Origin of the sequence: Microcoleus sp. S13_B4, assembly GCF_036700885.1 — a bacterium.
Taxonomy (GTDB): domain Bacteria; phylum Cyanobacteriota; class Cyanobacteriia; order Cyanobacteriales; family Microcoleaceae; genus Microcoleus.
The window spans coordinates 40,471-65,359 of the sequence record NZ_JAUBPU010000013.1 but is presented as its reverse complement, the minus strand read 5'-3'; the positions used below and the strand labels follow the sequence as shown (position 1 = coordinate 65,359).

At 44.1% G+C, this 24,889-nt stretch carries 33 protein-coding genes; 26 read left to right on the top strand and 7 right to left on the bottom strand.

Features of this window, described 5'->3' with window-relative positions; translation table 11 throughout:
* From QT994_RS10495 to QT994_RS10450, 10 genes are all read left to right on the top strand, one after another.
* A complete protein-coding gene (locus QT994_RS10495) occupies positions 1 to 165 on the top strand; it encodes a hypothetical protein (protein ID WP_333174161.1) in 165 nt (54 codons plus the stop codon).
* 466 nt (positions 166 to 631) lie between these two features.
* Positions 632 to 856, top strand: coding sequence for a hypothetical protein (locus QT994_RS10490; RefSeq protein ID WP_333174158.1), 225 nt, complete (start codon positions 632 to 634; stop codon positions 854 to 856).
* A gap of 86 nt (positions 857 to 942) precedes the next feature.
* Positions 943 to 1,128: a hypothetical protein gene (locus tag QT994_RS10485; RefSeq protein WP_333174155.1), complete on the top strand. Its 186-nt coding sequence runs from the start codon at positions 943 to 945 to the stop codon at positions 1,126 to 1,128.
* Positions 1,129 to 1,206: 78 nt separating this feature from the next.
* Complete coding sequence (locus QT994_RS10480) at positions 1,207 to 1,533, top strand: hypothetical protein (protein WP_333174153.1); 327 nt, start codon at positions 1,207 to 1,209, stop codon at positions 1,531 to 1,533.
* A 4-nt stretch (positions 1,534 to 1,537) separates the two neighbouring features.
* Entirely contained in the window at positions 1,538 to 1,831 is a 294-nt protein-coding gene (locus QT994_RS10475) for a hypothetical protein (RefSeq protein ID WP_333174151.1), read from the top strand.
* Positions 1,792 to 2,175 (top strand): hypothetical protein, encoded by a 384-nt coding sequence (locus QT994_RS10470; RefSeq protein ID WP_333174149.1) that lies wholly within the window; start codon positions 1,792 to 1,794, stop codon positions 2,173 to 2,175. Before QT994_RS10475 ends, QT994_RS10470 begins: the two co-directional genes overlap by 40 nt.
* A 115-nt stretch (positions 2,176 to 2,290) precedes the next feature.
* Positions 2,291 to 2,836, top strand: coding sequence for a hypothetical protein (locus QT994_RS10465; RefSeq protein ID WP_333174146.1), 546 nt, complete (start codon positions 2,291 to 2,293; stop codon positions 2,834 to 2,836).
* A gap of 148 nt (positions 2,837 to 2,984) precedes the next feature.
* Positions 2,985 to 6,116 (top strand): hypothetical protein, encoded by a 3,132-nt coding sequence (locus QT994_RS10460; RefSeq protein ID WP_333174143.1) that lies wholly within the window; start codon positions 2,985 to 2,987, stop codon positions 6,114 to 6,116.
* Positions 6,117 to 6,124: 8 nt separating this feature from the next.
* Positions 6,125 to 6,958, top strand: coding sequence for a hypothetical protein (locus QT994_RS10455; protein WP_333174140.1), 834 nt, complete (start codon positions 6,125 to 6,127; stop codon positions 6,956 to 6,958).
* Between the two features lie 15 nt (positions 6,959 to 6,973).
* Complete coding sequence (locus QT994_RS10450) at positions 6,974 to 7,813, top strand: ATP-dependent DNA ligase (protein ID WP_333174137.1); 840 nt, start codon at positions 6,974 to 6,976, stop codon at positions 7,811 to 7,813.
* A gap of 137 nt (positions 7,814 to 7,950) precedes the next feature.
* On the opposite strand, the gene QT994_RS10445 is transcribed toward QT994_RS10450, so the two are convergent.
* The 4 genes from QT994_RS10445 to QT994_RS10430 all read right to left on the bottom strand — a co-directional run bounded on the left by QT994_RS10445 (position 7,951) and on the right by QT994_RS10430 (position 13,319).
* Positions 7,951 to 8,514, bottom strand: a complete 564-nt coding sequence (locus tag QT994_RS10445; RefSeq protein ID WP_333174135.1) for an HU family DNA-binding protein — start codon at positions 8,512 to 8,514, stop codon at positions 7,951 to 7,953.
* 151 nt (positions 8,515 to 8,665) lie between these two features.
* Positions 8,666 to 11,374 carry a hypothetical protein gene (locus tag QT994_RS10440; protein WP_333174132.1) on the bottom strand — a complete coding sequence of 903 codons (2,709 nt, stop codon included), beginning with the start codon at positions 11,372 to 11,374 and terminating at the stop codon, positions 8,666 to 8,668.
* A complete protein-coding gene (locus QT994_RS10435; protein WP_333174130.1) occupies positions 11,364 to 12,782 on the bottom strand; it encodes a hypothetical protein in 1,419 nt (472 codons plus the stop codon). The genes QT994_RS10440 and QT994_RS10435 overlap by 11 nt, the downstream gene beginning before the upstream one ends.
* A gap of 114 nt (positions 12,783 to 12,896) precedes the next feature.
* Positions 12,897 to 13,319: an RNase H family protein gene (locus QT994_RS10430; RefSeq protein WP_333174127.1), complete on the bottom strand. Its 423-nt coding sequence runs from the start codon at positions 13,317 to 13,319 to the stop codon at positions 12,897 to 12,899.
* An 89-nt stretch (positions 13,320 to 13,408) separates the two neighbouring features.
* Here QT994_RS10430 and QT994_RS10425 point away from each other — a divergent pair, with 89 nt between their 5' ends.
* The gene (locus tag QT994_RS10425) at positions 13,409 to 13,954 is read left to right on the top strand and encodes a hypothetical protein (protein WP_333174125.1); all 546 of its coding nucleotides are present in this window, start codon (positions 13,409 to 13,411) and stop codon (positions 13,952 to 13,954) included.
* Here the strand turns inward: QT994_RS10425 and QT994_RS10420 are convergent.
* Entirely contained in the window at positions 13,945 to 14,613 is a 669-nt protein-coding gene (locus QT994_RS10420) for a hypothetical protein (protein ID WP_333174122.1), read from the bottom strand. The genes QT994_RS10425 and QT994_RS10420 overlap by 10 nt on opposite strands.
* 37 nt (positions 14,614 to 14,650) lie before the next feature.
* Here QT994_RS10420 and QT994_RS10415 point away from each other — a divergent pair, with 37 nt between their 5' ends.
* The gene (locus tag QT994_RS10415; RefSeq protein WP_333174120.1) at positions 14,651 to 15,217 is read left to right on the top strand and encodes an HNH endonuclease signature motif containing protein; all 567 of its coding nucleotides are present in this window, start codon (positions 14,651 to 14,653) and stop codon (positions 15,215 to 15,217) included.
* Positions 15,218 to 15,287: 70 nt separating this feature from the next.
* Here the strand turns inward: QT994_RS10415 and QT994_RS10410 are convergent, their stop codons facing one another.
* On the bottom strand, positions 15,288 to 15,530 hold the full coding sequence (locus QT994_RS10410) for a hypothetical protein (protein WP_333174117.1): 243 nt from the start codon (positions 15,528 to 15,530) through the stop codon (positions 15,288 to 15,290).
* Positions 15,531 to 15,546: 16 nt separating this feature from the next.
* Positions 15,547 to 16,371, bottom strand: coding sequence for a DNA cytosine methyltransferase (locus QT994_RS10405; protein ID WP_333174114.1), 825 nt, complete (start codon positions 16,369 to 16,371; stop codon positions 15,547 to 15,549).
* Positions 16,372 to 16,438: 67 nt separating this feature from the next.
* Here QT994_RS10405 and QT994_RS10400 point away from each other — a divergent pair, with 67 nt between their 5' ends.
* From QT994_RS10400 to QT994_RS10335, 14 genes are all read left to right on the top strand, one after another.
* Positions 16,439 to 16,825 carry a hypothetical protein gene (locus QT994_RS10400; RefSeq protein WP_333174110.1) on the top strand — a complete coding sequence of 129 codons (387 nt, stop codon included), beginning with the start codon at positions 16,439 to 16,441 and terminating at the stop codon, positions 16,823 to 16,825.
* Between the two features lie 66 nt (positions 16,826 to 16,891).
* Complete coding sequence (locus tag QT994_RS10395; RefSeq protein WP_333174107.1) at positions 16,892 to 17,299, top strand: hypothetical protein; 408 nt, start codon at positions 16,892 to 16,894, stop codon at positions 17,297 to 17,299.
* A 149-nt stretch (positions 17,300 to 17,448) separates the two neighbouring features.
* Positions 17,449 to 17,865 carry a hypothetical protein gene (locus QT994_RS10390; RefSeq protein ID WP_333174105.1) on the top strand — a complete coding sequence of 139 codons (417 nt, stop codon included), beginning with the start codon at positions 17,449 to 17,451 and terminating at the stop codon, positions 17,863 to 17,865.
* Positions 17,866 to 17,906: 41 nt separating this feature from the next.
* Positions 17,907 to 18,635, top strand: coding sequence for a hypothetical protein (locus QT994_RS10385; protein WP_333174103.1), 729 nt, complete (start codon positions 17,907 to 17,909; stop codon positions 18,633 to 18,635).
* A 42-nt stretch (positions 18,636 to 18,677) separates the two neighbouring features.
* The gene (locus QT994_RS10380) at positions 18,678 to 19,070 is read left to right on the top strand and encodes a hypothetical protein (protein ID WP_333174101.1); all 393 of its coding nucleotides are present in this window, start codon (positions 18,678 to 18,680) and stop codon (positions 19,068 to 19,070) included.
* A 172-nt stretch (positions 19,071 to 19,242) separates the two neighbouring features.
* Positions 19,243 to 19,626, top strand: coding sequence for a hypothetical protein (locus tag QT994_RS10375; protein WP_333174099.1), 384 nt, complete (start codon positions 19,243 to 19,245; stop codon positions 19,624 to 19,626).
* Between the two features lie 115 nt (positions 19,627 to 19,741).
* The gene (locus QT994_RS10370) at positions 19,742 to 20,107 is read left to right on the top strand and encodes a hypothetical protein (protein WP_333174098.1); all 366 of its coding nucleotides are present in this window, start codon (positions 19,742 to 19,744) and stop codon (positions 20,105 to 20,107) included.
* A 75-nt stretch (positions 20,108 to 20,182) separates the two neighbouring features.
* Complete coding sequence (locus tag QT994_RS10365) at positions 20,183 to 20,611, top strand: hypothetical protein (RefSeq protein ID WP_333174096.1); 429 nt, start codon at positions 20,183 to 20,185, stop codon at positions 20,609 to 20,611.
* Complete coding sequence (locus QT994_RS10360) at positions 20,608 to 20,904, top strand: hypothetical protein (RefSeq protein WP_333174094.1); 297 nt, start codon at positions 20,608 to 20,610, stop codon at positions 20,902 to 20,904. Before QT994_RS10365 ends, QT994_RS10360 begins: the two co-directional genes overlap by 4 nt.
* A 173-nt stretch (positions 20,905 to 21,077) precedes the next feature.
* Positions 21,078 to 21,488: a hypothetical protein gene (locus QT994_RS10355; RefSeq protein ID WP_333174092.1), complete on the top strand. Its 411-nt coding sequence runs from the start codon at positions 21,078 to 21,080 to the stop codon at positions 21,486 to 21,488.
* A gap of 188 nt (positions 21,489 to 21,676) precedes the next feature.
* Positions 21,677 to 21,979: a hypothetical protein gene (locus QT994_RS10350; RefSeq protein ID WP_333174090.1), complete on the top strand. Its 303-nt coding sequence runs from the start codon at positions 21,677 to 21,679 to the stop codon at positions 21,977 to 21,979.
* Positions 21,980 to 22,163: 184 nt separating this feature from the next.
* A complete protein-coding gene (locus tag QT994_RS10345) occupies positions 22,164 to 22,673 on the top strand; it encodes a hypothetical protein (RefSeq protein WP_333174087.1) in 510 nt (169 codons plus the stop codon).
* Between the two features lie 87 nt (positions 22,674 to 22,760).
* Entirely contained in the window at positions 22,761 to 24,200 is a 1,440-nt protein-coding gene (locus QT994_RS10340; protein WP_333174084.1) for a phospholipase D-like domain-containing protein, read from the top strand.
* 77 nt (positions 24,201 to 24,277) lie between these two features.
* Positions 24,278 to 24,883: an alpha-ketoglutarate-dependent dioxygenase AlkB gene (locus QT994_RS10335; RefSeq protein ID WP_333174082.1), complete on the top strand. Its 606-nt coding sequence runs from the start codon at positions 24,278 to 24,280 to the stop codon at positions 24,881 to 24,883.
* Positions 24,884 to 24,889 lie beyond the last annotated feature (6 nt).

The window sequence follows — 24,889 nt, the reverse complement described above, 5'->3', positions numbered from 1 at the left end:
TTGGATTTAAATTCAGGGAAAAGTTCGAGTGGCTCCACGGATTTAAAGATTGTTGAACGATCGCTGCTGTCAAGTTTAGCTCAATGGAATTATACCAAACATCACGCTCCCGGTAGTAATGTCTCCAAATATGGAACTGCTACTGTCACAACTATACCAAACTGATGACCGTGATTCTTTAAAAAACTAGAGAATTCATGAATGGAAATTAGGAGAATTTGGAGATTCTGTTACAGATTCCTTAGTTTTTTGATGTAAATGAAGGTTTATTTAGCCAAGTTTCGGAAACCGTTGCCTTCACGTTGCCTATCTATTCGATCGATTCTTAGCTCTTCATAACAAATGGAACCAAATCACAGCAATTTATAAAGAAATGCTACCCCGTCAGCATTTGCACTTCTTAGGGGCTGATAACAATCCAGGGGAAAGGAAAATCATCATGCTTCGCTTTGGGGTGATGATGTTTTTGCTCTTTAACTATGAGAATCTATCATCATCATTCTTTATCAATCCAAAAAAGAGTTGAACCGGACATAAAATCCCAACAGATATCTCTGTTCATTTCGGGACGTTCGACATTTTCCAGACTGTCCGAAAGTAGGCACGATCTGAAAGCTCAATCGGAAAACTCATGAATCTAGAGAAATTAGTAAAGTTTCTGAAATATGAAACTGACCTCAACAGATTCTTTGATTCCACTGCTGGATACTATTTTCAGAACCAAGTGCTTCCATCACCAACCGAAGCTCAAAGGATAAAAATAGCCCTAGCAATAAGCGACCAGATAGAAGGGAAGCGCCCCCAAAGTACCGAGGCAACCTATCTAGCAGCATATAAAATTGCAGAATCTGTTTAACTACTGACCACTGACCTCTCATTCTACTGGGAGGTCAGAACTCATACTAACCCTAAAACACATGGCAAGAGATTTAAGTGCTTACAATGTACCAGCAAACTGCTGCTATTCCTGTCCATTTGGTGGGAGAAAACCGATCGACCTCCCCCCCAAACGACTTACATACTATTACGATCAACTCCTCAATAGCGGCTCCCAGCACTTATGCCATAGCGCAGAAAAAACTATTTGCCGAGGCGGACGAACTATCCAACTCCGGTGGTTTTGTTTGATCGGTATCATTGAAGAACCCACCGATGAAGCTTTCAATCAAGCTGTTGCAGAAATTGAATTGAAGAGAAACAAAAACGATGGAAACACTAGAAACGATGGAAAAACAGAAAACATCTCAGAAACACATTGATTTGTTTCTGAAACCCAAAGATTGTTTCTTCTTGTACAATCCCTCTAATTGGTGCCCTGGGTGGGCGCTCGGTCAAATTGAGCTTCCTATCCCTACTAGCTATTCCCGTTGCTTGACTTTGGTTCGTGATGCTGAAGGTGGCTGTCATTGGGTTTCTGCTAAAAATGTTGCCATTCGTGGGGAAAATCATTGTCAAACTCACCTTTTCGATACTTACGCAGCAAATGCTTTCGATTGGGAGAAAATCAACAGTTTTAAGCCAATTGTTTGGTAACTCTATGGAAACCTTAAAAATCACTCAAGAACACATTACTTGGTTTTCTGAACCAAAAGACTGTTTCTTTCACTATGGAAATGTTTGGTGTCCAGGTTGGGCGATCGGTCAAATTGAACTTCCGATCGTTCCCTGTTACTCCCGTTCCTTTACCTTAGTTCGAGATTGTAGTGGCGAAAGTCATTGGTTTCTAGCCAACAAGGTTTTGTTTCGCGGTGACAGTCATTTATTCGACAGTTACATCGGAAATACTTTCGATTGGGCAAGAATCCACACTTTCAAGTCTCTTGTTTCTTAATTTCTTACCTGACAGCAGCGGTTTACCAGTTCGCTACTGGTTTTTTTATGCTCAATTCCCCCGTTCCCAACACTAATGCTGATGCTCCTTCTTTGATTCAGCACAGATTTGTTATCTGTTACGCCTATTATTCAATCGCTACTGCCACAGAACATGGTAGTATTCTGTTCTTGGCTAACTATGAAAATCCTGAATGGATTAGTGATTTTGAAGAAGCCTATTTCTTTGAGTCTAAAGAAAAAGCAGAACAAGTAGTTGCGACTCTACAGCAAAACTTCAAAGCTAATAATTTCACCAAAGATTCTGTCTCTATTATTGTAGTTAATTGGTCAGCATCCGATTAACACTTTTGGCTTTTATCTCTATAACAAACGGGGATAAAAGTCAAGTTTTTAGTCTATAAACTCAAAAATAGAAAAGGGATATAAGCTAAAAATAATTTATTAGTTAGTAAGTGACATGGTGTTAACAGCAGGACTAGCCACAAAACTACTGCGCCAAACGATCGCCGATTACAATTTCTGGCCTCAATCTGAAGGCGACTCATTGCTCTCGATTAAAAGGGCAAAACAGCCATTTGATGACGCAGCTATCCTTTCCAGAGATGCTTCAATGCGGAGAGCTGCAATCAAGGCGCTGAATCCCGAAGCCCCTACTTACAAACCTCCGGCAAATCGGGCAATTTCTTATCAAACCCTTGATGAACTCTTCCAGCCTTTGATTAGAAATGCGCTGACCGAGTTAGCGACAGTTACCCAGAATCAAGGTTTGACGATGGACGGAACTGTTCCGGCAGAGGCGGTTTTTGGCATTTTAATGCCGATCGAAGCTATCGAATACCTAACTGAACTTTACCAAGTTTTCAGCCAGTTACAGAATCCCAAAGTTATCCGGGTTTCTGATGATGCTAGTCCCACTCCCGACGCTTACACAAGTCTCATGATTGTGGGAGAGTCGATGGAACTTGAGTTGATTATTGCTCAGACTCTTTTGATTCAGACCTGATTCCCCACCAGACGCGGGATTGTTACGCGCGAAACCCCAAATTTTCTCTCTCAAAGCTAGTCCCAGGCTCGCTTCAGTAATCTCTTTCTTGGTACGCCGATGCCAAGAAAGGGATTGTTTGTCTATCAAATTTTAGGCGGTTTAGCTAATGCCAATTAGAATCACATCTCCCACTCAACCCAGCATTCAAGTCGGAGGATTGCCCTATTCTCTCCCCGTTACAGCAGTCACTGACACTAACACCAATACCGATGTTCGTTTCAAATTGAATGGTGTAGTTGTTGGGACAGATACCACAGCCACAAATGTAGGAACTACTGCTGCACCTATCTATCAATTTGGAATGTCGATTCCAATTAATACCGCAGGTGTTCACCTAATTGAAGTCGAGGATATTTCTGGAACAGCTCCAGTTACAGTTCGATCGACCGCTCAAATCAATTTTGAAGTCAAGGTCAATGCTCCAACAATTGCCTTACGCGCTCCTGTTCTTTACTCAGGACAAACTGTAGTAGTTGCTGATGTAGCATATCCGCCAACTAACTCTTTTGTCCGTTTCACTCTCAATGGCACAATTATCAAAGAATCTCCTTGGATTCCATTCGAGACAGCCATCACACAAAATGGAACTCTACGCGCTGATTTGATGGTTGGCACGAGTGTTGTTGCTACCGCTTCTCGGGATGTTACTCTTATTCCTCCAGAGCCGGCAATCGTTGGGCCACAAGGTCCGATCGGCTTAACCGGCCCGGCTGGCCCGATCGGACCTCAAGGCGTTCCCGGCGAAAAAGGCGATCGCGGTGATGTTGGTCAGCCTGGAACGCCCGGAGCAACTGGTGCAATGGGAGCAACCGGAGCCACGGGCAATCCTGGCCCTCAAGGCATTCAGGGAATTCAGGGAAATCCCGGCGCGACTGGTGCGGATGGTATGCCCGGTGCAGCAGGTACACCCGGTGCTACCGGCCCGGCTGGCGCTACCGGCCCGCAGGGTATTAAAGGTGATCCAGGAAATCCCGGCACTCCCGGTGAACCCGGTACAGCAGGTGCGATCGGGCCGGCTGGTGAAACAGGAGCACCAGGTCAGAAAGGCGATCAAGGAATTGCCGGCACTGCTGGCGCGACTGGTGCGATCGGTCCGATCGGCCCGAAAGGTGATCAAGGAAATCCCGGTGTTGATGGCGTAGCAGGTTCTCCCGGTGTAGCCGGTGAAAAAGGCGAACCAGGCAGTCAAGGAATTCAAGGCATTCAAGGTTTGACGGGCCCGGCTGGTAGTCCAGGGCCTCAAGGAAATCCAGGCATTCAAGGTGAACCGGGCGAACGTGGTTTACCAGGAACCCCCGGCGCAACTGGTGCTGAAGGTTTACAGGGTCAGCCTGGGATTGCCGGCCCGCAAGGTGACAAAGGCGATATTGGCAATCCAGGCATCCCTGGCGTTCCCGGTGAGAAAGGCGATCGAGGCGATCAAGGTCTAGTTGGCGCTACTGGCTCTCAAGGAAATCCAGGCTTAACTGGCCCACAAGGCAGTCCCGGAATAAAAGGCGATCGTGGCGACCAAGGAATTCCCGGTGAAATTGGCGCAACGGGCCCGGCAGGCTTAACCGGCCCCCAAGGCGCTCCGGGTCCCAAAGGCGATCGAGGTGATCAAGGAATTCCCGGCACGGTCGGTGCGACTGGTGATCAAGGTTTAACCGGCCCGCAGGGTTCCAAAGGCGATCGCGGTGATCAAGGTTTAGTTGGTGAAGCTGGCGCAACGGGCCCGATCGGTTTAACTGGTGCTCAAGGTTCTAAAGGTGATCGAGGCGATCAAGGAATTCCCGGCGATCTCGGCCCTGTTGGTCCGATCGGTTTGACCGGCCCGCAAGGTTCTAAAGGTGATCGGGGTGATCAAGGAATTCCCGGCGATATTGGCGCTACAGGTTCGATCGGTTTGACGGGCCCGCAAGGTCAAAAAGGCGATCGAGGTGATCAAGGAATTGCTGGCGATGTCGGCGCAACTGGCGCTACTGGCCCGATCGGTTTAACCGGCCCCGCAGGTCAAAAAGGCGATCGCGGTGATCGAGGAATTGCTGGCGAAATGGGTTCGCAAGGTTTGCAGGGTAATCCCGGCACTCCCGGCGAACGTGGAGAGCAAGGAATTCAAGGTACACCGGGTGATATCGGGCCGACTGGTCAAATGGGGCCGGCTGGTGCAACAGGGCCACAAGGTACTCAAGGAATCCGAGGTGAACAAGGGCGACCCGGCTTAATTTGGCGTGGAAATTGGAGCCCAACAACCAACTACGCCATGTTTGATGCGGTTGCCTACAACGGCAGCAGCTACATTGCCAACGCGCCAAGCATAAATTCTGTACCGCCGTCGGCATTCTGGACTTTGGGAGCTAAACAAGGCGATCCAGGTCTTCAAGGACTCCCCGGAGCTAAAGGAGATACTGGAGCTCCAGGCGCAACTGGTTCAACTGGCGCTCAAGGAATTCAAGGCGCAACTGGTTCCGCTGGAGCACAAGGGCCTCAAGGTTTGAAAGGTGATACTGGTTCAGCAGGTGCAACCGGAGCCACTGGTGCAACTGGTGCGATCGGTGCAACTGGAGCGCAAGGAAATCCAGGTGTCGCTGGTGCAACTGGTGCGATCGGTCCTAAAGGTGATGTTGGCGCGACTGGTGCGACTGGTGTTCAGGGAATCAAAGGTGATACTGGCGCTCAAGGAATTCCCGGCGCTGCGGGTGCAACTGGTGCTAGAGGTGAAGCCGGAGCTACTGGTGCAACTGGCGCTGCGGGAGCCACTGGTGCTCAGGGTGTTGCGGGCCCGAAAGGTGATACTGGTGCAGCGGGCGCTCAAGGAATTCAAGGTGTTGCCGGCGCTGTTGGTGCAACTGGTGCAACTGGCGCGATCGGACCGAAAGGAGATACTGGTGCTATTGGTCCAGCCGGGCCAGCCGGAATTGTTTGGTCAGCGCCAATTTCGTTGCCTTTATCGTGGAACGTTTCAGGTAGCGTAACTTATCAAACCTGTGGGAAATTGGTTCGTCTTAACGTAGATGTGCTGATAAATTATGCCAACATTTCTGGCATGATTATCTGTTCTAATATGCCAGCGACTGTGTTTAATACATGGTTCCATTCCACAGCACTGATTTTCAAGCCTGACTTAACAATTGCTGCTACTGGTCAATGGGGATTGATGAGATTCCAACCAAATAACCGAGATTTGGCTCTTATGTTTGACAAAATCGTGAACGAACAAGTCCGATGCGTCAGCAATTTCATCATGGCAGTTAACTAAGAAAAACCATGACTTTTGTAGCAGAAGTACCAAATACTTACAATCCAGCTAAAGAATACATGGTTGGATTCTGGCTAAGCAGTCCTAAACTCAACGGAGTTCGCTGCATTTACACCCGGGACGGCATTTCACGCGGATTAAGAAGCCAGACTTTGACCACGCGATTTGTGGGATTCGATCGACTTGAGTTAGCTTGTCGCGCCATCTGTGACGCTAACAATTTGTCTTTCCTTGACGGTGAGCTGTTCATTCCTGGTAGAACTTTCGAGGAGCTTACGGTATTAATTCGCGATCGAGCCACATACAACCTTGATGAAAAATTTGCTGTTGAATTCCGAGTTTCTGCTGTTGGTGCGGCAACAAATCCCACCTTAACAGCCCAACAAAGGATGAATTTCATGCAACTAATCATTCCGGCACAGGGAATGATTAGTTTGATTCCTCAAAAACTAATTCGGAACACACCTCTAAGCGTTCTGGATGAAGCAACCACCGTTCTTAATTCTGGAGAAACTGAAGGAATCATCCTCAGAAATCTGGACTCAGTTTATTCTGGGGTGCGATCGGACAATCTTCTTAAAGTGAAGGGCATAACAAGCGGAATCTATATTGTAGTTGGGTTTACGCAAAATCCAATAGTGGGTTACGTGAGTTATATGTCCGTTGAAGGCATGGTGAATGGAGTTAATAAAGTTTCTCGTGTTTACGGCTTAAACGACGAAGAAGAACAGGATCTCTGGATGAACAGAGATTCTTATATCGGCAAACAAGTTCAAATAGTTTACATGGGTTTGACATCAACAGGCAATCTCCGAAGCCCTGCTTTGGGTCGATTTGTTTAATGAGGAGCAACAAAGATGTTACTACAATTAGCAAATACTTACAGTCCCACCAAAAACTATGGTGTTGCTGAATGGCTCAGTAGCCCCAAACTGGATGGAGTGCGCTGTTTGTATGAAAACCCGACCAGTGGATTGAGGAGTCGATCGGGCTTGACTCGATATTCAGGACTTACCGAAATTGAGCAAAGCTGTGAAAGCATCCGGTTAGCCAACAATTTGTCATTTTTGGATGGTGAGTTGTACATTCCCGGAGAGCCTTTCGATAGAATTTCTGGGATTGTCCGCTCGACGAAAACTACAGCAACTGTTGTCGAAGGGAAACAGAGGGTAGAATTTCGCATTTTTGCGATCGGCTTCACTCAATATCCGAATATCCCGGCAGCAGACGAATATAGCCAGGTTCAGCAAATCTTTCCGGCAATGGGGAAGGTTAGCTACGTTCCGCAGAGGTTGATTCAGAACAATCCTCTGGTCATTCAAGCGGAAGCCGACTCAATCAAAGCATCAGGACAATCGGCTGAGGGGATAATGCTGCGGAACCCGAACTCGGTATATTTCCAGGGTCGATCGATCGCACTTTTGAAGGTCAAGAATTTTGTGAAAGACCGCTTGCCAGTTACCGGGTTTACTAAAGGCTCAGGGAAATATTCTGCGTCGTTGGGCAATCTCTTAGTGGGCGGCTCTCTCAACGAGCGAATTGTCAATGCCAGAGTAGGGACTGGATTTACTGATGTTGAGCGATCGACTATCTGGGCTAACCAAGCTAATTATATGGGCAGAATAGTCGAAGTTATCCATCTTGGCATTACTGCTACTGGAGCTTTGAGACATCCTGTTTTCTCTGCTTTTGTTTAAAGTTCTAAGAAATTCTTACAAATTCTTAGGAAGTGTTAGGAACACGAAACATGAAAAAAACCTGAGAGAGGGTGCAGTCACTCAGGTTTTTTTTGTGCAGTTCGTTCGTCGCCGATTCAGTTTAGCTGAAGCTCTTCTTATTGGACAAGCCCTACAAGTTCAGGAATGCTCCCTGCTAGTTTCCAACCAGTGGCAGCAGAGTAGATTGGAGTATTTGCACCAACTCCCCACTTGGATAGATCCTGGCTCGGAACTTCGATAAAGCTACCGTCTGGGGCTTTGATTTGCCAGATAATTGGTGGTGCCGAAGGAGTAAGCAATTCCGCTGGAATTGGAGGAGGCAAAACAGGGGCTGTTGGAGCTGCTACCGGAGCTGCTGTCGAAGCTGCTGTCGAAGCTGGAGTCGTTGCGGGGCTTGCTACTGAAGCTGTTGGCGAACCTGTTTCAGTCGAAGTTTCCAAAGCACTTGAACCCGCATAAACTCTTTCCAGGAACTTCTTGTCAAACGTAATCTTCGGTCGGCGAGTAGGCTTGTAAATGGTGGGTTTGCCTGTTCTTGGGTTTCGTCCTTCCCGTTCTGGTTTTTCAATCAAAGAGAAAGTGCCAAACCCTTCGATTTTGATATCCTTTCCGCTTTCTAGAGAAGCTACGACACTGGAGATAACTTCTCCAAATGGGAGATTTTCAACAACTGAAGCCATAATTAAAATTTTGATTGAGATAGACGCTTGATTTGATTATGCCCTAGTTTTTATAAAAGCACAATAAATCACAAACATTTTTCTCATTTTTAGGCATGAAACTGGCAGGAAGTTGGTGGTATTTACGACAAATGGTAAATACCACTCATCATTAATTAGGTGGTAAACCAAAATCTTCAGGGCCATAAAGACCTGCTGGCATTTTGCCATTTAAGAAATCAATCTGTTCTTGACTCAGGGATTGATTAAATAAACGAACTGTTTTGGTAATAGTTCTACCCGCTTCATCCATATATTTGCCATCGGTGTAACAGCGCATTTCACGAGTTTCACCGATCGCAACTTTACTTCGATATTTTTCACCAACCCATCCAAGGGGAAAATAGCCGATATTTTTGGTACTGTCGGGATACCTCATATCGATCGCTAATTCCATTCGCGCGGCTTGCTGACCCACAGCAGGTTTCATCCGCTGAACAATGCGGATGAGTACATTTTGTCCAGTCCATTCACCTCGGCTCCAGACATTGGGTTCTTGTTTGTGGACGTTAAAGACACCGAAGTAGGGCAAAGTATCAGGATTCTCTTGCAATTCAGTCACGATTTCTTCCCGGAATAAGTTAAACACTAGCGATCCAGTGCTGAGCTCAGTAGCCTTAAAGTGCACCGCGCGCCAATAAGCAGCAGCCCAAGATTTATCGGTATAAGCCTCGCCTTGGGCATCAGCAAATTGTTCAAGAGCGGAGTTCTTGAGAGCCTGGTATTTAGCGGAGACTTCCCGGAGTTTGGTAGTGTCACCCTCATTTTCTTCCTTCCATCTGATCGCAGCTCCCATCTCTGAGCCATATCCCTTGCGCTGTTCAAACGCAAAATCCATCTGTTCTTGGGCTACCTCTACATCTACAAACAGCGCATTATGAAACGAGTTGATGTCGATGTTTGTCTCTAGAGCTGGGGGCCGCCAATAGCTGTTGACTACTTTGACGAGTCGAGAGATAGTATCGATCGCATCATTGGCAACGGCGCAGGGTCGAGTTAGAAAAGTGTCCTTCTCCTTAAAATCTTTGAGCCAGGGAATTTTACCCGCGTCTCCTAGACCGTTGAGGTAGTCGGTAACAGCTTTGAGTCCCACATCATTATTGGGATATGCCGATTTGAGGGAATCCACCGCGATTTGAAGTTCCTGACTCAGAAAATTGATGATTGCCATCTCTTTTGGCTCTGTCTGCATTCCTCCTGGCGGGATGTTGAGGACTATTCCTTCTACTCCCGCTGCTCTGGCGCGACCCAACAAGGAGGCAACTACACCGGTGATGTCGTTCATGCTGTTGATGGCGACTTCTTGGAGTGTTCCCGTCAGCGCCATTTTTGGAAGCTTGTCAACTTCGGGAGGTTTGTCGAAATTGGCGATCGCATCTCTCAACGCCGGATATTGATGAGAGGCAATGAGCTGAACAAAGTCGCCGTCAAAGTCTCTGCCCAGACTCAGCATGAGCTTGGTGGATGCTGCCATGAGGTTCGTCCCCCGAGTATAAGTGCCTTCAATTCTGTTAATCCACAGTTGGCAGTCTCCCCAATGCCTCATGGGATTGCAAAATACGATGTACTCGCCAGGAGCCATACCAGGTGCACAGAAAACTTTCTCGCTAAAAGTCGTTTTTCCGTTATTTTCGGTGCTTTCGTATTTTTGAAAATACTCATCTGGTTGGGACATCAATGACCAGAAACGAACCCCCGCAGCCTTTGCTAAATTCAACCAAACTGCCTGAAGTCTTTCTGCTACTTTGCCTGTGATGTAAGGATGAAGCAGAAGTCGTCCTTTGATATCGTATTTAATTATCTCCATTGCAGTATTGACATATTCAGCTTCTGACTGGATACTATCGCCTTGTTCGCGTTCTTGTTCTGCTTCTACTTGATGGATTCTCAACTCTTTAGCCAGAGCTTGAATCGAGTTAGTAGCTGCTGCTAATTTTTCACATTTCGTGCGGAGTCGGCTAATTATTTGGTCTTTTTCTAGTGTTTCAAATTTGAACCATTGGAATAGCATCCAACCAGCTTTAGCCATGCGTTTTTCTCCTTCAAATACCAACCCACAAAGCAGTTTTTCTTTGTAGTTTCCGAGGGCGGGTTTGTTGCCTTTGAGTGAACTCCACGGGATGACTAAATCATAGCCAGAACCATCTAATTCTGGATTGTAGGCGATCGTACCCTTTGCAACCCACTTTTTAAATGAGGCTATCCGAAATTGGAGGGGAATTCCTTCGTCATTGGGTAAGTGAACATCACCTGTTCCAAGTATAGTAAGAAACTCCTTAGACCCTTTGGCGTGGCTGTCTCCGCTGTTCCAGTGTCTACCATTTGTAGGGTCATCTTGGGGATTACCTTGAGCATCACGCCGGGTATCATCTACAATGACAAAGTTAAATTCTTTACCGACTAAGTGCTTGCATCCGGTGTGCATGATACTCCCGTAAATGATGCGTTTCCATTGCTCAGTTCCTTTGCTGCCATAGTAGTTTGAGCCGATTGGAGCCATATTAAAAGTGAATCTCCCGTGGTTACGAGAGCCACTAGCTAAGTCCAGGATATATCGATCGTTCTTATTAGCAATAAAGGGGTCGAGGAGAGCAGCAGTCTTGGTGTTTTCGGGGATTTGTCCAATACAAAATCGCTCTTTACCAGCGTCTTGATGCCAGCCAGAGAGAAGGATATTGCGGAGAGTTACTTTAGGAGTGTTTGACCATTGTTTAAGAACACAATCCCAAACTGACCAAACAGCAGTAGTAGCAATTTGTCCTAAGCTCTCATCAACCCAAGAATATTCAAGGTCGTAATCCGTAGGCATATTAGTCGCCAAAGTAAAATTTTCCTGTTGCTATTTTAGCAACTTTGTCCCCTCCTAATGTGGTAATAATATCGTCCTTGGGAATCAGAATTGGTTCATCAGGATTGGTTAAATCATAGCCAAGAATAAATTCGCGTTTAGCGTTTAGTCCAACTCCGATAATTTTCTCGATCGGCACAAGAGCTTTATTTTTTAAACTTCTTGCATTACTCTTCAATTTCTCAAGAATTTCAACTTGATTCGTGTCGTACATATGCGATAACGACAAGTTAAACTTTCTTGGTGTTTTATCACCAATATCTGCGAAAACGTAAAGGAATTCAGCGAGATCAGTTCGGTTTCTCATAGCAGTGGCAATGATAACGGCTGCACCAATTATAGGAGCTGCCCAAGCCATCAAATAAGCCCAACCACTTGCTCGCATTCCTGTGGTTCCAAAGAGGCGGGGCAACAGACTTGCTCCAGCTTTCAAAGCAGATGCCGCTAAATATCTAACCGCTTCAGCACCGCCTGAACTACCTGATAATTTTAGGACGATCGACACCACAGTATTGGTCAACGCTGGTAACAAAACTGCGGGAATATTGAATGATTTCAGGAAAAAACTCCCTAGCAGCCAACTGGCAATGCTTGTGAGCACACCCACAGCCCCTGCAATCGTAGCTGCTCCCCCTACTGCGATCGGCACCAGTGCAGCATTGAGGACGGGCGGACGGCTGTAAATGGAACTGATGGAGTGATTGTAGGTTGAGCTGATGGAGTAAGGGTTGTGAGCAATGATGTTAGGAATCGTGTTCGTAGTCATAGCAATCCGTGCTGCCTCTGCCCGTCGGATACGTGCGCGAGCGTTCCGGCGTGGATTCCCGGTCAGAGATTCGATCGTTGCTAAAATCTCAGCCTTAAGCTGCTCGACTTTAGTAAGAGCTTGTGATTTCCATGTCTCTATTTGAGCTTCGGCTGTGGCTCCCCCTTGCTGAATTGCTCGAATGTCGGCCTCAATCGAGTCGATCGTTACTGATAATTGAGGTAAATTCAACGATTCGTTGTACGCCATCACCGATGTTTCATAAATTATCCTTTCTCTTGTGGATGGAAGGAGACTTGCTAATTCTTGCTGACCTTTGCCGGCTAAGTTTGTGAATGCTTTGCTGTTGTAGGCACGGTTGATGCCATTAAGCGTTTCCAAAAATACCAAACTGCAATCAATGACCGTTGTTCCTACATTTTGGGATGCTACTAATAAATCTTTGACACCTGCCATCACTGGGTTTGCCATAATAAATTGAATATGGGGCAGACTAAAATACCAATCTTTTCCGCTAGTTACTCCTTGATTGACAGCATCAGCTACTGTCAATATTGGTTTTCCTGCCCATACGTTCTCGGCAAGTTGTGCTCGTAAATAATCAAATTGACTCATCGTTGCGTCCTAAGTTTTATCCTAAAAGTTAGCTTATTTTAACATACCACAATTGGACATTATAACTATTAACAATGCCCAATTTGCGATCAAGTCAAGCTAAAATTGCAGGCTTCAAGAACTGACACTTTGTTCTTTGGCGAGTCGATCGCACTCACTCAACTCAGGAGTTGAATTCCTCGACAGCCACAGCCATGTGATGTCATGAACTTTTACTAACTTATCAAGTTCTTCCCACAAATCTTGGTTAGCGTTACGTTTCCAACCTTTAGCCATCGTGTTTACGACGTAGGTTGAATCCGAGAACAGTGTAACTTTGCAAGGTTTCTTGAGAGCTTTCAAAGCTTCGATCGCTGCTGTTAATTCCATACGATTGTTAGTAGTGGTTGTGTCAGATTTACCACTAATCGCTTTTTTATTAGACTTACCTGGAATTGTGAGGATTGCAGCCCAACCACCGGGCCCTGGATTTCCTGAACAAGCACCATCACAATGAATATTAACCACACTTTTTGTTTCAGTTACTGTTGCTGTCATTGACTTAATAAAAAAACATCAAAATCTAAAAGCGAAGCTACCTGAAACCTTAATTATTGCTATAATATAACAAATAATTGAGAGTTTTTATGTCAGATAACACAGATTTATTGAGAGAATGTGCGCGTTTATCGGTAGTTAATTCTGAATTAATAATCGACAATTCTGAATTAACGATCGATAATTCAGAACTATTAATAGAAAATTTGAGGGTAAAAGCAGAAACTATGAGGGTAAAAGCAGAAAATCTGAGACTAACTCAGCGCTTGAATCAAATGAACAATTTAGCCAGAGGAATGTATAACGATTTTAAGCTCGATCGACCTAACGGAACTTTGATCGAAAATAATAGAGAATCCTTAGAACTGAAGAATGGGGGAACTATCTATTTTGTTCAGTATGTCGATCGAACTGGGAAATCCTACATATCAACAGAAGGATTTACGCCAGAAGGTGATATAGCGCCTAAGCTTTATTATTTCGGCTATGCGGTGTTTTTCATGGTAGAAGAACTGGTAGGACAAGGATTTAGTGGTCTGCCTGACAGATTTTTAAAGTTGTTCCATCAGAACCCCAAGTTTTTAAAGTATGTCGTCAAAGAGTTTGACAGGATGATGGCAATGGATTATTTATAAGCCCAGCGAAGAAGCTCATGAGCGGTCAAAAAATAGTTAACTCGATGTTTGGTTGAGGAAAAAGCTCTACGTGCTTCATGGACTAAGCGATCGATATCTGGCAGAACCAGAGAATCAAGCTGGTTTTCGTTCATAAAATCAGCAATATAAGCAGACATCAAATAGGTATTTGCCAGAATTAACTTTTTGGGTTCTTCTTCCAGCATTAAAATTTCGGTTGCTGATGTACCAATCACGTAAACTCCATTAGCAAAGTCAGGATGTTTCGACTTAGTGCTAAAAGTTTTCCACTTGCTAGGAACTTCAATCTCGTTTTCTGAATCTGAATCTGTAGAATAATCAAAGTAATCCGCAACCAATGCAGCAACGAAAGTCTTAAGAATAACTTCGTTGCTGTGCTTATAACTATAACTGCTATTTTCTAAGATTCTTCTAGCTGCTACGGCTACACTCCAGGCTTTTATTACAGTAGAATGAAGAAAAACTACTGTTAGTTCAATTTCTCCATTTCGATCGATCGCTAAGTAAACCGCATGACCCTCAACACCTTCTAACTGGGCAATAAAACATCGCAGTATCACCTTTTGACACCTATTCATCTCCAGAAACAATTTACGTGTGTTTCTGTTTTTGTTTCTGTTTTTGATTTTCGTTTTCATGATTTTATTGAGCTACAAACTAAGGGACATTTTACTTATGGACGATCGTAGCAAAGAACGGTTTGAAAAACACATTATCAGCAAAGATAATTGCTGGTTAACAGATTTGTGGTGTAATCAGAGAGGTTATGGTCAATTCCATCTAAAGAGAAGCCGGATGAATGCTTCTCGTGCAAGTTTTCTGATATACAACGGGGAAATACCTGAAGGTATGTTTGTATGTCACAAATGCGATAATCCACCTTGTGTAAATCCTGAGCATTTATTCCTCGGCACTCATACAGAAAATATGAGAGACATGGTAGAAAAAGGACGCTCTAATAGAGGTTCTAAAAACCCTCAGTCTAAATTGACCGAAAAAGAAGTCTTTCAAATCAAAGCTTTGTTAGTTGAAACTAACTTAACGGTTGAAAGAATCAGTATATTATTTGATGTTTCCCAACGAACTATCGCATACATCAAACAAAACGATATCTGGAAACACGTTAATTATATTGCTAACAGCAATTTTAGTAACACCAACACCGATGTAAACAAAAACAGTAACAGAAACAGAAACAAAAACAAACCTTTAGAATGGAAACAATTGAGTTTATTTGACTAACTAAAGCAATCCCATAATTTCCAAATGTCGATAAACTACAATTTCCTCAATCCCAACGCTTCGGCTTCGCTCAGCGCACCGCTTGGCGACCGATTGACTTCATGGATAGCTCATCCATTCTCAAGCTACGGATGCGCTCTCTCAGGGCTTCAATTTCTTCAGCCGATCGAGTAGGTTCTACTTGCTTAGGCTGCAAGTTCCATGCTCTGATACTGCGCTGTACCTTGGCTGCTGTCGTGTTGGTATATTTGGCTATCTGGGAATAAGACAGCCCTTGACGGTACAAACGGATTTGCTCTTCTACATTGCTCATCTCTTTGCAACAATTACTAATGTTGAGGAAGTAAGGAAGCTAGAAACTGGAGACGCATTAAGGGCACAGTGGCTTGGGGGACACAGATCGACAAACCAGCTAGAGTTACTGCTTCACGTCTTCCAGGCGTTCTAGGCTTTAATCCAGGACTGACTGGTGGTGGATTCATTCTCCACCAGTAGTCATAATGCACTCCAGCCAAGTATGAGGGAATCCGAGCATCCACAGACAAAGCTCTGGGTTTAGTTTCTGGGTAGCTGATAAACGACCTTGCGATCTCAATTTGCTTTCCAATGTTGTCAGACCAGCAGGTCCACCCTTGCCGTTGCTGGAGCTGTAAGTTGTTGGTGTGGGCAATGACAAACACTCTTTGTCTCTCGTGTGGCGCACCGCACTCCGACGCGCTGACAACTTCAACTTCTGTTTGATAATGAGCCATTCTGAATCCGGCAAGGATTGTTCGTAGCCCTCGATCGATGAGTCCTGCTGGATTTTCCACCAGTACAAAACTTGGTCTACCAAGTATGATGCAGCGGAGTGCTTGGAACCATAAACTTGATTCAACATGAACGAGTCCGGTTTTGGTTCCGGCTCTTGATGTGCCTGTGCAAGGGAATGAGACGAAGAATACATCGGCTTTATTTTTGGTTGGTAGGTAGTCACAGATATCGGAATGAATTGGGATTCCTGGGAAGTGCGTTCTAAGAACTTGTTGGGAATAAGGATTCTTTTCTACAAATTCGATCGTCTCTAATTTAATCTGAGAATTCGAGTTAACTAAACTACTGGCTAGTTCCCAAGCTCCTATTCCCGCAAACAAATCAATGCACTTTAGTTTCATTTGAGTGAAGTTTATTTTAATTTTATCATTTTCACTTCGTGTTTGGGAAGTAGTTTGAGGTAAAACTATGACTAAAATAGTAATGATTTCTGGCAGTCGTTCAATCAAAGATATCAGTGCTGGATTACCATCAATCAATCGAATAATGGAGCTAAAGTTTTCGGTAATTGTTGGTGATGCGGGAGGAGTTGATAAGTTAGTTCAAGAATATCTGCGTCGATCGAATTACCTAAACGTCAAGATTTACTTTGCTTTATGGGGCGAAACTGGGAAACCAAGAAACACTACGGGATATGAAACTGTAGGAATTGCAGGGAGCTATGTCAATCGAGATATAGCCATGTGTTCAGTTTGTGATTACGGTTTGGCATTATGGGACGGCAACAGTCGGGGAACCAAAGAGAATATCGATCGAACTCAAAGTAAAATCAAAATTATCAGAATAGGCAATTGAGGTAGTTAAAGTTTTTGGGTTAGGGTCGCTTCGCGGTAAGGGAGCGACCTGTCATTTCTAACTATCATGACTATTGCTGTAGAAAAGTTTGACTTCGATAAATTCACGACTGAGAAAGTTAAGTTTGCGATCGATATTGACCGAGAAGTTTTCAATGTAAGTGAAGGTCTAAACGATCAGTATGACCAACTAGACAATTCTCCGCTTTGGCGAGGCCAGTTTTCTGTTGAGGAATATAGGCAAATGCTATGGCAACAAATCCAGAAGCATTTACCCAGATATTTCAAAGTCAGATTAAAAGGTTTCTACGAGCCTAATTTAGTGCCTGATTCAGATATCTTTCGATCGATTATGGAATTAGCCCATGCTTACCGAGATACAGGTCGGCTCAAGCTGATTTATATTTCCGATCGTTCCCATGCTGAACTTATTGCCAGATGTGTTGAGTATTTAGCAAATCAGGTTCTAAATTAGAATTTCGGCGGTATCAGGAAAGTGATTAATTCCTTTCCTGATAAGAAGCCGATTTTATCAGCGATACCAGAAATTAATCTCTGGTAAGAAGCCCGATTGAGTCATTATATCCTACTAAGCTAAACCATAACCTAATATCAACAACAATCATGTCAGAAATTCACATCAATCCCATGAACCTTTTTCCTTACGATGTCAACAGGCGAGAAGGAACCTACTTTGATCGAAACGGTAAGCAAATTGATAAAGACTTTCTCAAAGGTCATTATGCTGTTGCTTATGAAGGTAGCGATATCCGTTTGTCAACTTGGGCATGGAAACAGCGTAAGGAATTGACCAACTTAGCCACTTACTTTGATGGTGACACACTCGAACAAAAACGCTTAGTTATTTGGCAGCAATTTCAAACTCGAACTGTTAACAGACATCTAATCAGTTTCTGTGAAAAATTTAGAACTGAAGATTTATATCTTTGGTATCTCAGTTGCCATGACTTACCGACAGCTCAATTTATCCAGCGTTTTCTGGAATGGTATTGGTCAGAATACCCAATAATCAACAGTTAAAAACTGCTATACTCTAATTAATTTAGTTGGAGTATAGCCTCATGTTTGCAACAGAATCTCCTGATAAACTAGCAATCCAAGTAACAGACATAGCCCCGGATTATGAAGTGAACTATAAAACTGGGTACATAGGATTTCTCAACAAGGGAGCCGACGTAACATCTCTCGGTATCGCTTATTTTACAGGCTGGAATTTGATAAGCGATATCCATGTGACTCATACCTTGATTGTCGCGGGTGAGGATCAATGTATTGAAGCAGACATGGTAAATAACACAGTTAAGGTTTGCAGCCTAAGCAAATACTTCAATGACCCTAACTGTCAAATTTTCTTCCGCAAACCCATATTTTTCAACGATTCGGTAGGCTATGCGATCGCACACAGAGCCAGTCTCGAAGTCGGCAAAGAATACGATTTCGGCGCAATCTTGACGCAAGGACTCTCAGGCAGTTTCCCTGGGCGGATGCTCGATCGAGTGCTGACCGGAAAGTTGGAGGAACTGTTAGGCAATCTGCTTAATCATCCCGATAAATGGATTTGCAGCGAACTTGTTGCCTACGCTTTGGATGAGCAGTTATTCTACCGAGATAAAGGCATTCTGAAGCGTCCTAACTTTACCATCAGTCCTCAAGAGCTTTTCCAGGATACCGAAATCTTTGCTCCCTGGAAAAAATCTCCACCCTCAGAAACAAAAACAGTAACAGAAACAATCACAGAAACCAAACCAGAAACAGAAACAGGTACAGAAACAGACTTAATTTGCAAGTAACAGTAGCAGAGGTCAATCACAAAGGCGCTTTGCGGTAAGGACATGAGTTCTTACCCAGCGAGTTTTGACATGACGTTAGTTACAGTTACAGAAACAGGAAAGAAGGTAGTCGCCCCAATTTCCCGCCCACACTGGTCTGAGTTTGATTTGCCAATTGGTCAGGATTTGGTTTGGCGAGGCGGTGTCTATATTTGTGTGGATGGTAGGAAGGAATATTATTTTTCTTGCGAACTCCCGCTTTGTGTCAACGGCGATCGCATCCAGGTGGGTTTTGCTTATTTCACTGTCTACGGGATAGTTAGAGTTAAGTCGATCGTTCCTTCAGCAACAATTGCTCAATATTTTGAGTATATTGTGGAAACTGAACAAGGAACTGAAGAAAAACTTCTGTCCTGGGAAATCGACAACCGTGATTTTGTTAGTATTTTCTGGTAACTTCTAGCAGAAACAGGAACCCTTCAGCTATGCGGTTCCTGTTTTCCAATGCTCATGTAACGGTCATGTAACGGTCATGTGCGCTACAGGTACAGGTTATGTGTGAGTTGAAGTGAAGAAAGAGAAATAAGAATACTTCGTTTGGGGGAACTGATGTTATTCCCCAAACGAAATGGAAAACTTATTACTGTTTGACTGGATTGTGAAAAACAATTTCCCGGAAGCAGATTTCTGGCTGATTAATAAAAGTAGCAAACATAAATTAGGTGAGCCAGTTAAAGAATTTCAGCCTTACCTCACAGGCATCAAATGTCCAGTTTTAGTTTTGCCAGATTACGGTTTCTATCTGTGTCTGCATCTTCAACAGCAAGGAGTATGGCAAGCATATTCCCAAGGTTCAATCAATCTTCAGCATCTTCGCCTCAAGGATCTCAAAGAGGTTTTCCGATCGATTGGTAATCAGCACAGGATTCAACATCAAGCTCGTTTCAAGTCGTTTGTTCTATCTCCTGTGTCTGCAAACTCTACAGCATTTCCTCATCCTCATTCTGCTTAGTTACAGAAGCAAACACTCTTCATCAAAGAAACAAAATTAAAAACTGTTTCCAAGGTTATTAGTGTTTTGCTTCGCTATGAAGTGTTGAGTTAGTTCTTTAGTTAGAAACTTAATCATGGACAAAATCAATTTTGCAGGTGTTGAAGGTGAAGTTATCGAAACATCACCGCATGGCAGTTACGTTGTAGTAAAATTGAGCGATCGAATCACGATTGTTGGCACAACCAACAATCAATTCAATTGGCAAGAAATGCCCGATGCTGCTTCAGGATTTGAATCTTTCATCACGTACATAGGCATACGATCGAAAACTGAGGCTACTACATATCTAAACTTGGTAGCTACAGTTGGCGGTTACACATTCAAGAAAGAAGCAGAACCCAGAAAAGCTAAACGGATTAAAGATTTCCCGTTTGAAATTAAAGTCCGTGGCTTAACTCCTGAGTTTGTTGCTGAAGTAATTCGTTGTAAGAAAAAGTAGCTATCTACTAAACGTAAGTTTCTCTTCCCTATGTGAGGAGAAACTTACAGAATCCAATTCACACAAGAAATCAAAATGACTGACAGAATAGTTTACGACTTAATTCAACGATTTGAAGTCGTTGATGGTGTACCTCAATTGGTATCCAGCCAAATCCATTGCATCGAAGGCGGGACAAGTTTATTCTCGATCGCAGAGTCTTGGATAGCAAAGAATACCAAATTAGAGCGATTCAACAAACAGCAGTACGTTGCTTACAAAAACAAAGGCGACAGAAGATATCAACTGGTGCTAACTCCTAGAGCTAGTTTTCTTCAGGTATCGTTTGCATCGTCTAGTCTTAGTGGCAAACTGCACTTTGAAACTGAATGCGATTTGCTCTTTCCTTACGCACTCAGGGTGGCGATCGAGAACAAAGAAACTCTCATCCAGCTTCTTAATGACCTTTTCTACACCAGTAACAACAAAATTAACGCCAAAAGTAACGAGAGAACAAAACAATGATGCAAGTAGATACACAAATTGAAACTGATCAAGAAACTCTACGCCTGCGTGATGCGTTCCGGGTGCTCGCATGGGAGGTTTTTGAAACAAATCCTCGGATTCGTGAAGATTTAAACCAGCGTTACACCAGATTCTACAGTCGCTGGAAACAGAGCAAGATTCGATCGATGGATTTGACTCAACTCACAGAGCTAGCAGCAGAAAGAGGTTTCTCGATCGAACAACTGTTAACTATCAGAGAATGCTACTACTCCATTGCACAACCTTATCCTGATACTTTTGTTCATGATTAACCGTTGATTTAAAGAGTGATGGATGATGGTTAGTTTATCTTTCCATCATCGATCGAAAGAAAGAAGAAAGAACCCCAGTAGTTTTTCTGTTAGGGTCGCTTCGCGATGGGGAGATGAGAGAGGTTTTCTGCCTGTTTCTAGATTTACTGTACTTTACACCAAAGGATTCCATCATGGCTATTGTTTTTATGTCCAAGACTGCCAAAAAGCGTAGTTTGTTGCTTGATGCGCTTCGTATTCTTGCCTGGGAAGAATACAAATCTACCAACAAAGAATCACTGAAAGATTTCCAGTATGGCGGTTATGCAGTGTTTGATGCTGAATGGAAAGATGAGAAACTTCATGACATGACGTATGAAGAACTTATCGCTTTCGCCAAAAGTTTAGAGTTTACCGAGGTAGAATTGTTAAGCATTCGATCGACCTATTATGCAAAGAAAAACAATTCTTCGGGTGCTACTACGAGTGCTACTACGGCTACGGTTAGTGCTACTCCTACTCGGAAAGTCAACGATTCATCGGCTAATAGCAATATTTCTGTTCCTGTTCCTGACGAAGAATTTGATGTTGGCGATTTGTTTTAGCGTGAGTTAGTTCATCAGCCAATGGTAAGATTAAGTTAAATATTTTTGATTCTTTTCGATCGAAAGTATTTGACTTAATCTACTAATCGCTGAATGAAGAAACAATGGTGAAGTTAAGCATTTTGTAGGGCTTCGCCTTAAGGGATTGAGTTAGATTTTCTGTACTTTACTTTACTTAGAGGTTTATCATGACTATCAATATCTTGACCAAATCAGAAAAAGAAGCATCCAATTTGAGAGATGCAATTCGTATCTTGGCTTGGAGTCAGTTCAAAGCTGAGAATGATACCGATCTCAAAGGCTTAGATTTGTATGACGTTTTCAAGCGTGACTGGGAAGGTTACAAGATTCATACAATGCTTCTGCCAGAAATCCATACGTTTGTTAGCGACCTTGGATATACGCCAGATGAATTGATGCAGATTCGTACTGAATATTATGCAAACAAGAAGGAGTACAACAACAACAACAATAGAACTGATGAGTTCTAATCAAGTAAGTTAGTACCGATCGATACCAAAGAAAAGCCTCAATATCCGTCATGGATGTTGGGGCTTTCAAATTAAGAGAAATGGAAAGAGAAAGAGCGAGGTGAATTTTTTTAGTGAGGGCGCTTCGCGATGAGGGAGTGAGCTGTAGTTAATGCAGCTCACTGTTGTTATTTAGGTATTTCTCATGGCTAACTTAGTTGAAACAATGGTATCTATCGTTATTACTGGTGAATTAGCAGCGCTTGGTTTGTTAGGCGCTACTGGATTGATTGGTTATGCAAAAGTCACAGCAGCCCATGTCCAGTTAGTTCAGACAGCGAAGCAAAGCAGATATGACGCAATTGTCAATTATGGCCAAGTAAGAAGCGTAGCAGTTTTCACAGGCGAGAAAGCAGCAATCGCAGAGTGTTTGGGTGGAGTTTGTGGAGAGAAAATCTCCTTGCCCAGCGGAGTCAAGATTGAATCAACTTTTAGAGGCATTGATGCGAGAGTTGCAGGCAGAGCTGGCAGCAATGTAGCAACTTTGATTAGTTGGAGTAGCGAAACCAACAGCGGAATTGGTGGTAGCTACGGTCAGCATGGAACAATCACATTCAGCCATCCCTGGTCAAGAAAGAAGTTTTGTTTGGTTAGAGGCGGAGCTTTGGGCAATCAAGGCGAAGTCGTCATCAAAACTGACAAGGATTGTAGATAGCAATGTTCAAGTACAAGAAAATCTCTAGCACAAGCTAGAGATTTTTTTTAAGACCCACGTAAATATTACTCATCAACCCAAAATATCATGAACAAGAAAATCGTCGCTTTAGCACTTTTAATTGTCGCTGGTTTCGTTTCCTGCAATCAATTCATGAAACCAAAACCAACAGAAGAAAATTCCGCAGCTCCAGTCATCAAAGCATTGCCTCAAGATCCATCACTTCAGGTTTATTTCAATCAATCTCAGACTTCTAGCTACACTGAGCCATATCGTCAGGTCACGCGATCGGGTCATGATTTGGAACAACTCATGGTCTATTCCATCAACAGTGCTCGCGAGAGTGTCGATGTCGCAGTTCAAGAACTTCGCTTGCCTCGGATAGCGCAAGCTCTAGCGCATCGCCATCGCTCAGGTGTCAAAGTTCGGTTGATTATCGAAAATCTCTACAATCGTCCCGTTGCTCTTTCTCCCTCACAGGTGAGAGCATTGCCTAAGCGAGAGCGCGATCGCTATGCCGAACTCGTTAGTCTCGCAGATACCGATAAAGACGGTTCTCTGTCTGATGCCGAAATCTCCAGCGGTGATGCTCTGGCGATCGTCCGTGAAGCAGGAATCCCCATGATTGACGATACCGCTGACGGCAGCAAAGGCAGCGGATTGATGCACCACAAGTTCATTGTCATTGATGGCAAAACTCTCATCGTCACTTCAGCGAATTTCACTACCAGCGATATTCACGGCGATTTCAAGAGCGCCGAAAGTCGGGGCAATCCCAACAATCTGCTGAAAATGCAAAGCCCGGAGCTGGCAAAAGTTTTCAGTGAAGAGTTCAGTCAGATGTGGGGAGACGGCCCTGGCGGAAAGCCAGACAGTAAGTTTGGTGTCAAGAAAGCGATTCGTCCGTTAGCTAGCGGGGCGCGAAGCGCCATCGCCAGAGTTTCTGTTGGCGGTGCAACTGTCGCAGTTCAGTTCTCGCCAGCGACCGCGAAAACTCCCTGGCAGCAAACACCGAACGGATTAATCGATCGGACTTTAGCCAATTCATCCAAGTCCGTGAATCTGGCGCTGTTCGTGTTTTCTGCCCAGCAGTTGGCAGACACACTTCAAGCTCAGTCTCGAACTGGAGTTGCTATCAAAGCTTTGGTTGATTCGAGTTTTGTCTACCGTCCTTACAGCGAAGCGATGGACATGATGGGCGCTAGCCTACTGGAAGGTTGCAAGTTGGAAGTCGAAAACCGTCCCTGGAGTCAGCCACTGGCGACGGTCGGGATGCCAAAACTTCCTGTAGGCGATCGACTGCACCACAAGTTCGGTGTTGTTGATGGAGCGACAGTCATCACCGGTTCTCACAACTGGAGTGAAGCCGCCAACCGGGCAAATGATGAAACGCTGTTGGTTGTGGAAAGTGCCACGGTCGGCGCTCACTTCGAGCAAGAGTTCGATAGGCTCTATCAAGGCGCAATTCTCGGTCTGCCACAGCGCATCAAGCAGAAGATGGATTCTCGCAAATCTGAATGTAAGTAGATAATTCTCCAGCCCTCGCTGGAGATTTTCTGTTACCTAGCGCTTCGCGTTAATGAGTTGATTTCTAACTAAAAACTATGCTGCACCTCAAAAGCTATTTCTCTGTTTCTGAACAACAAGCTTTAGTTGAGCTTATCCGAAATATAGCCAGAGCCAACGGCGGGATAACAATTCCTGTAATGCCATCTGGTCTGAAATTCAACTGTAGCCAAACCAGTTGCGGAATAGTTGGCTGGCTATCCGATCGAAATGGCTACCGTTACTCATCCATCAATCCAGTAAATAATCAGCCATTCGCAGCAATGCCAACAGAGTTAATAGACATTGCTCAAAGTTTAGCCAAATTAGTTGGTGAATTTGATTACCAGCCCGAAACTTGCCTAATCAACTTTTACCCAGCCACCGGGAAAAGTAAGTTAGGTTTGCATCAAGATAACACCGAGAGCAACCTCAAACCCTGCATAATTTCGATATCTCTCGGTGATGATTGCAGTTTTGTCATCGGCAGCAACCGCAGTCGCAAAGATCCACTCGAAGGCATCCTTTTACGATCGGGCGATGTCGTTATCTTGCACGGTGACAGCCGTTTAGCCTATCATGGAGTCCAAAGAATTATTCCCAAAACCTCGGACTTATTGAAGAACCACGGCAGATTAAACTTGACCATTCGCCAAGTTTATTAGCCAAGA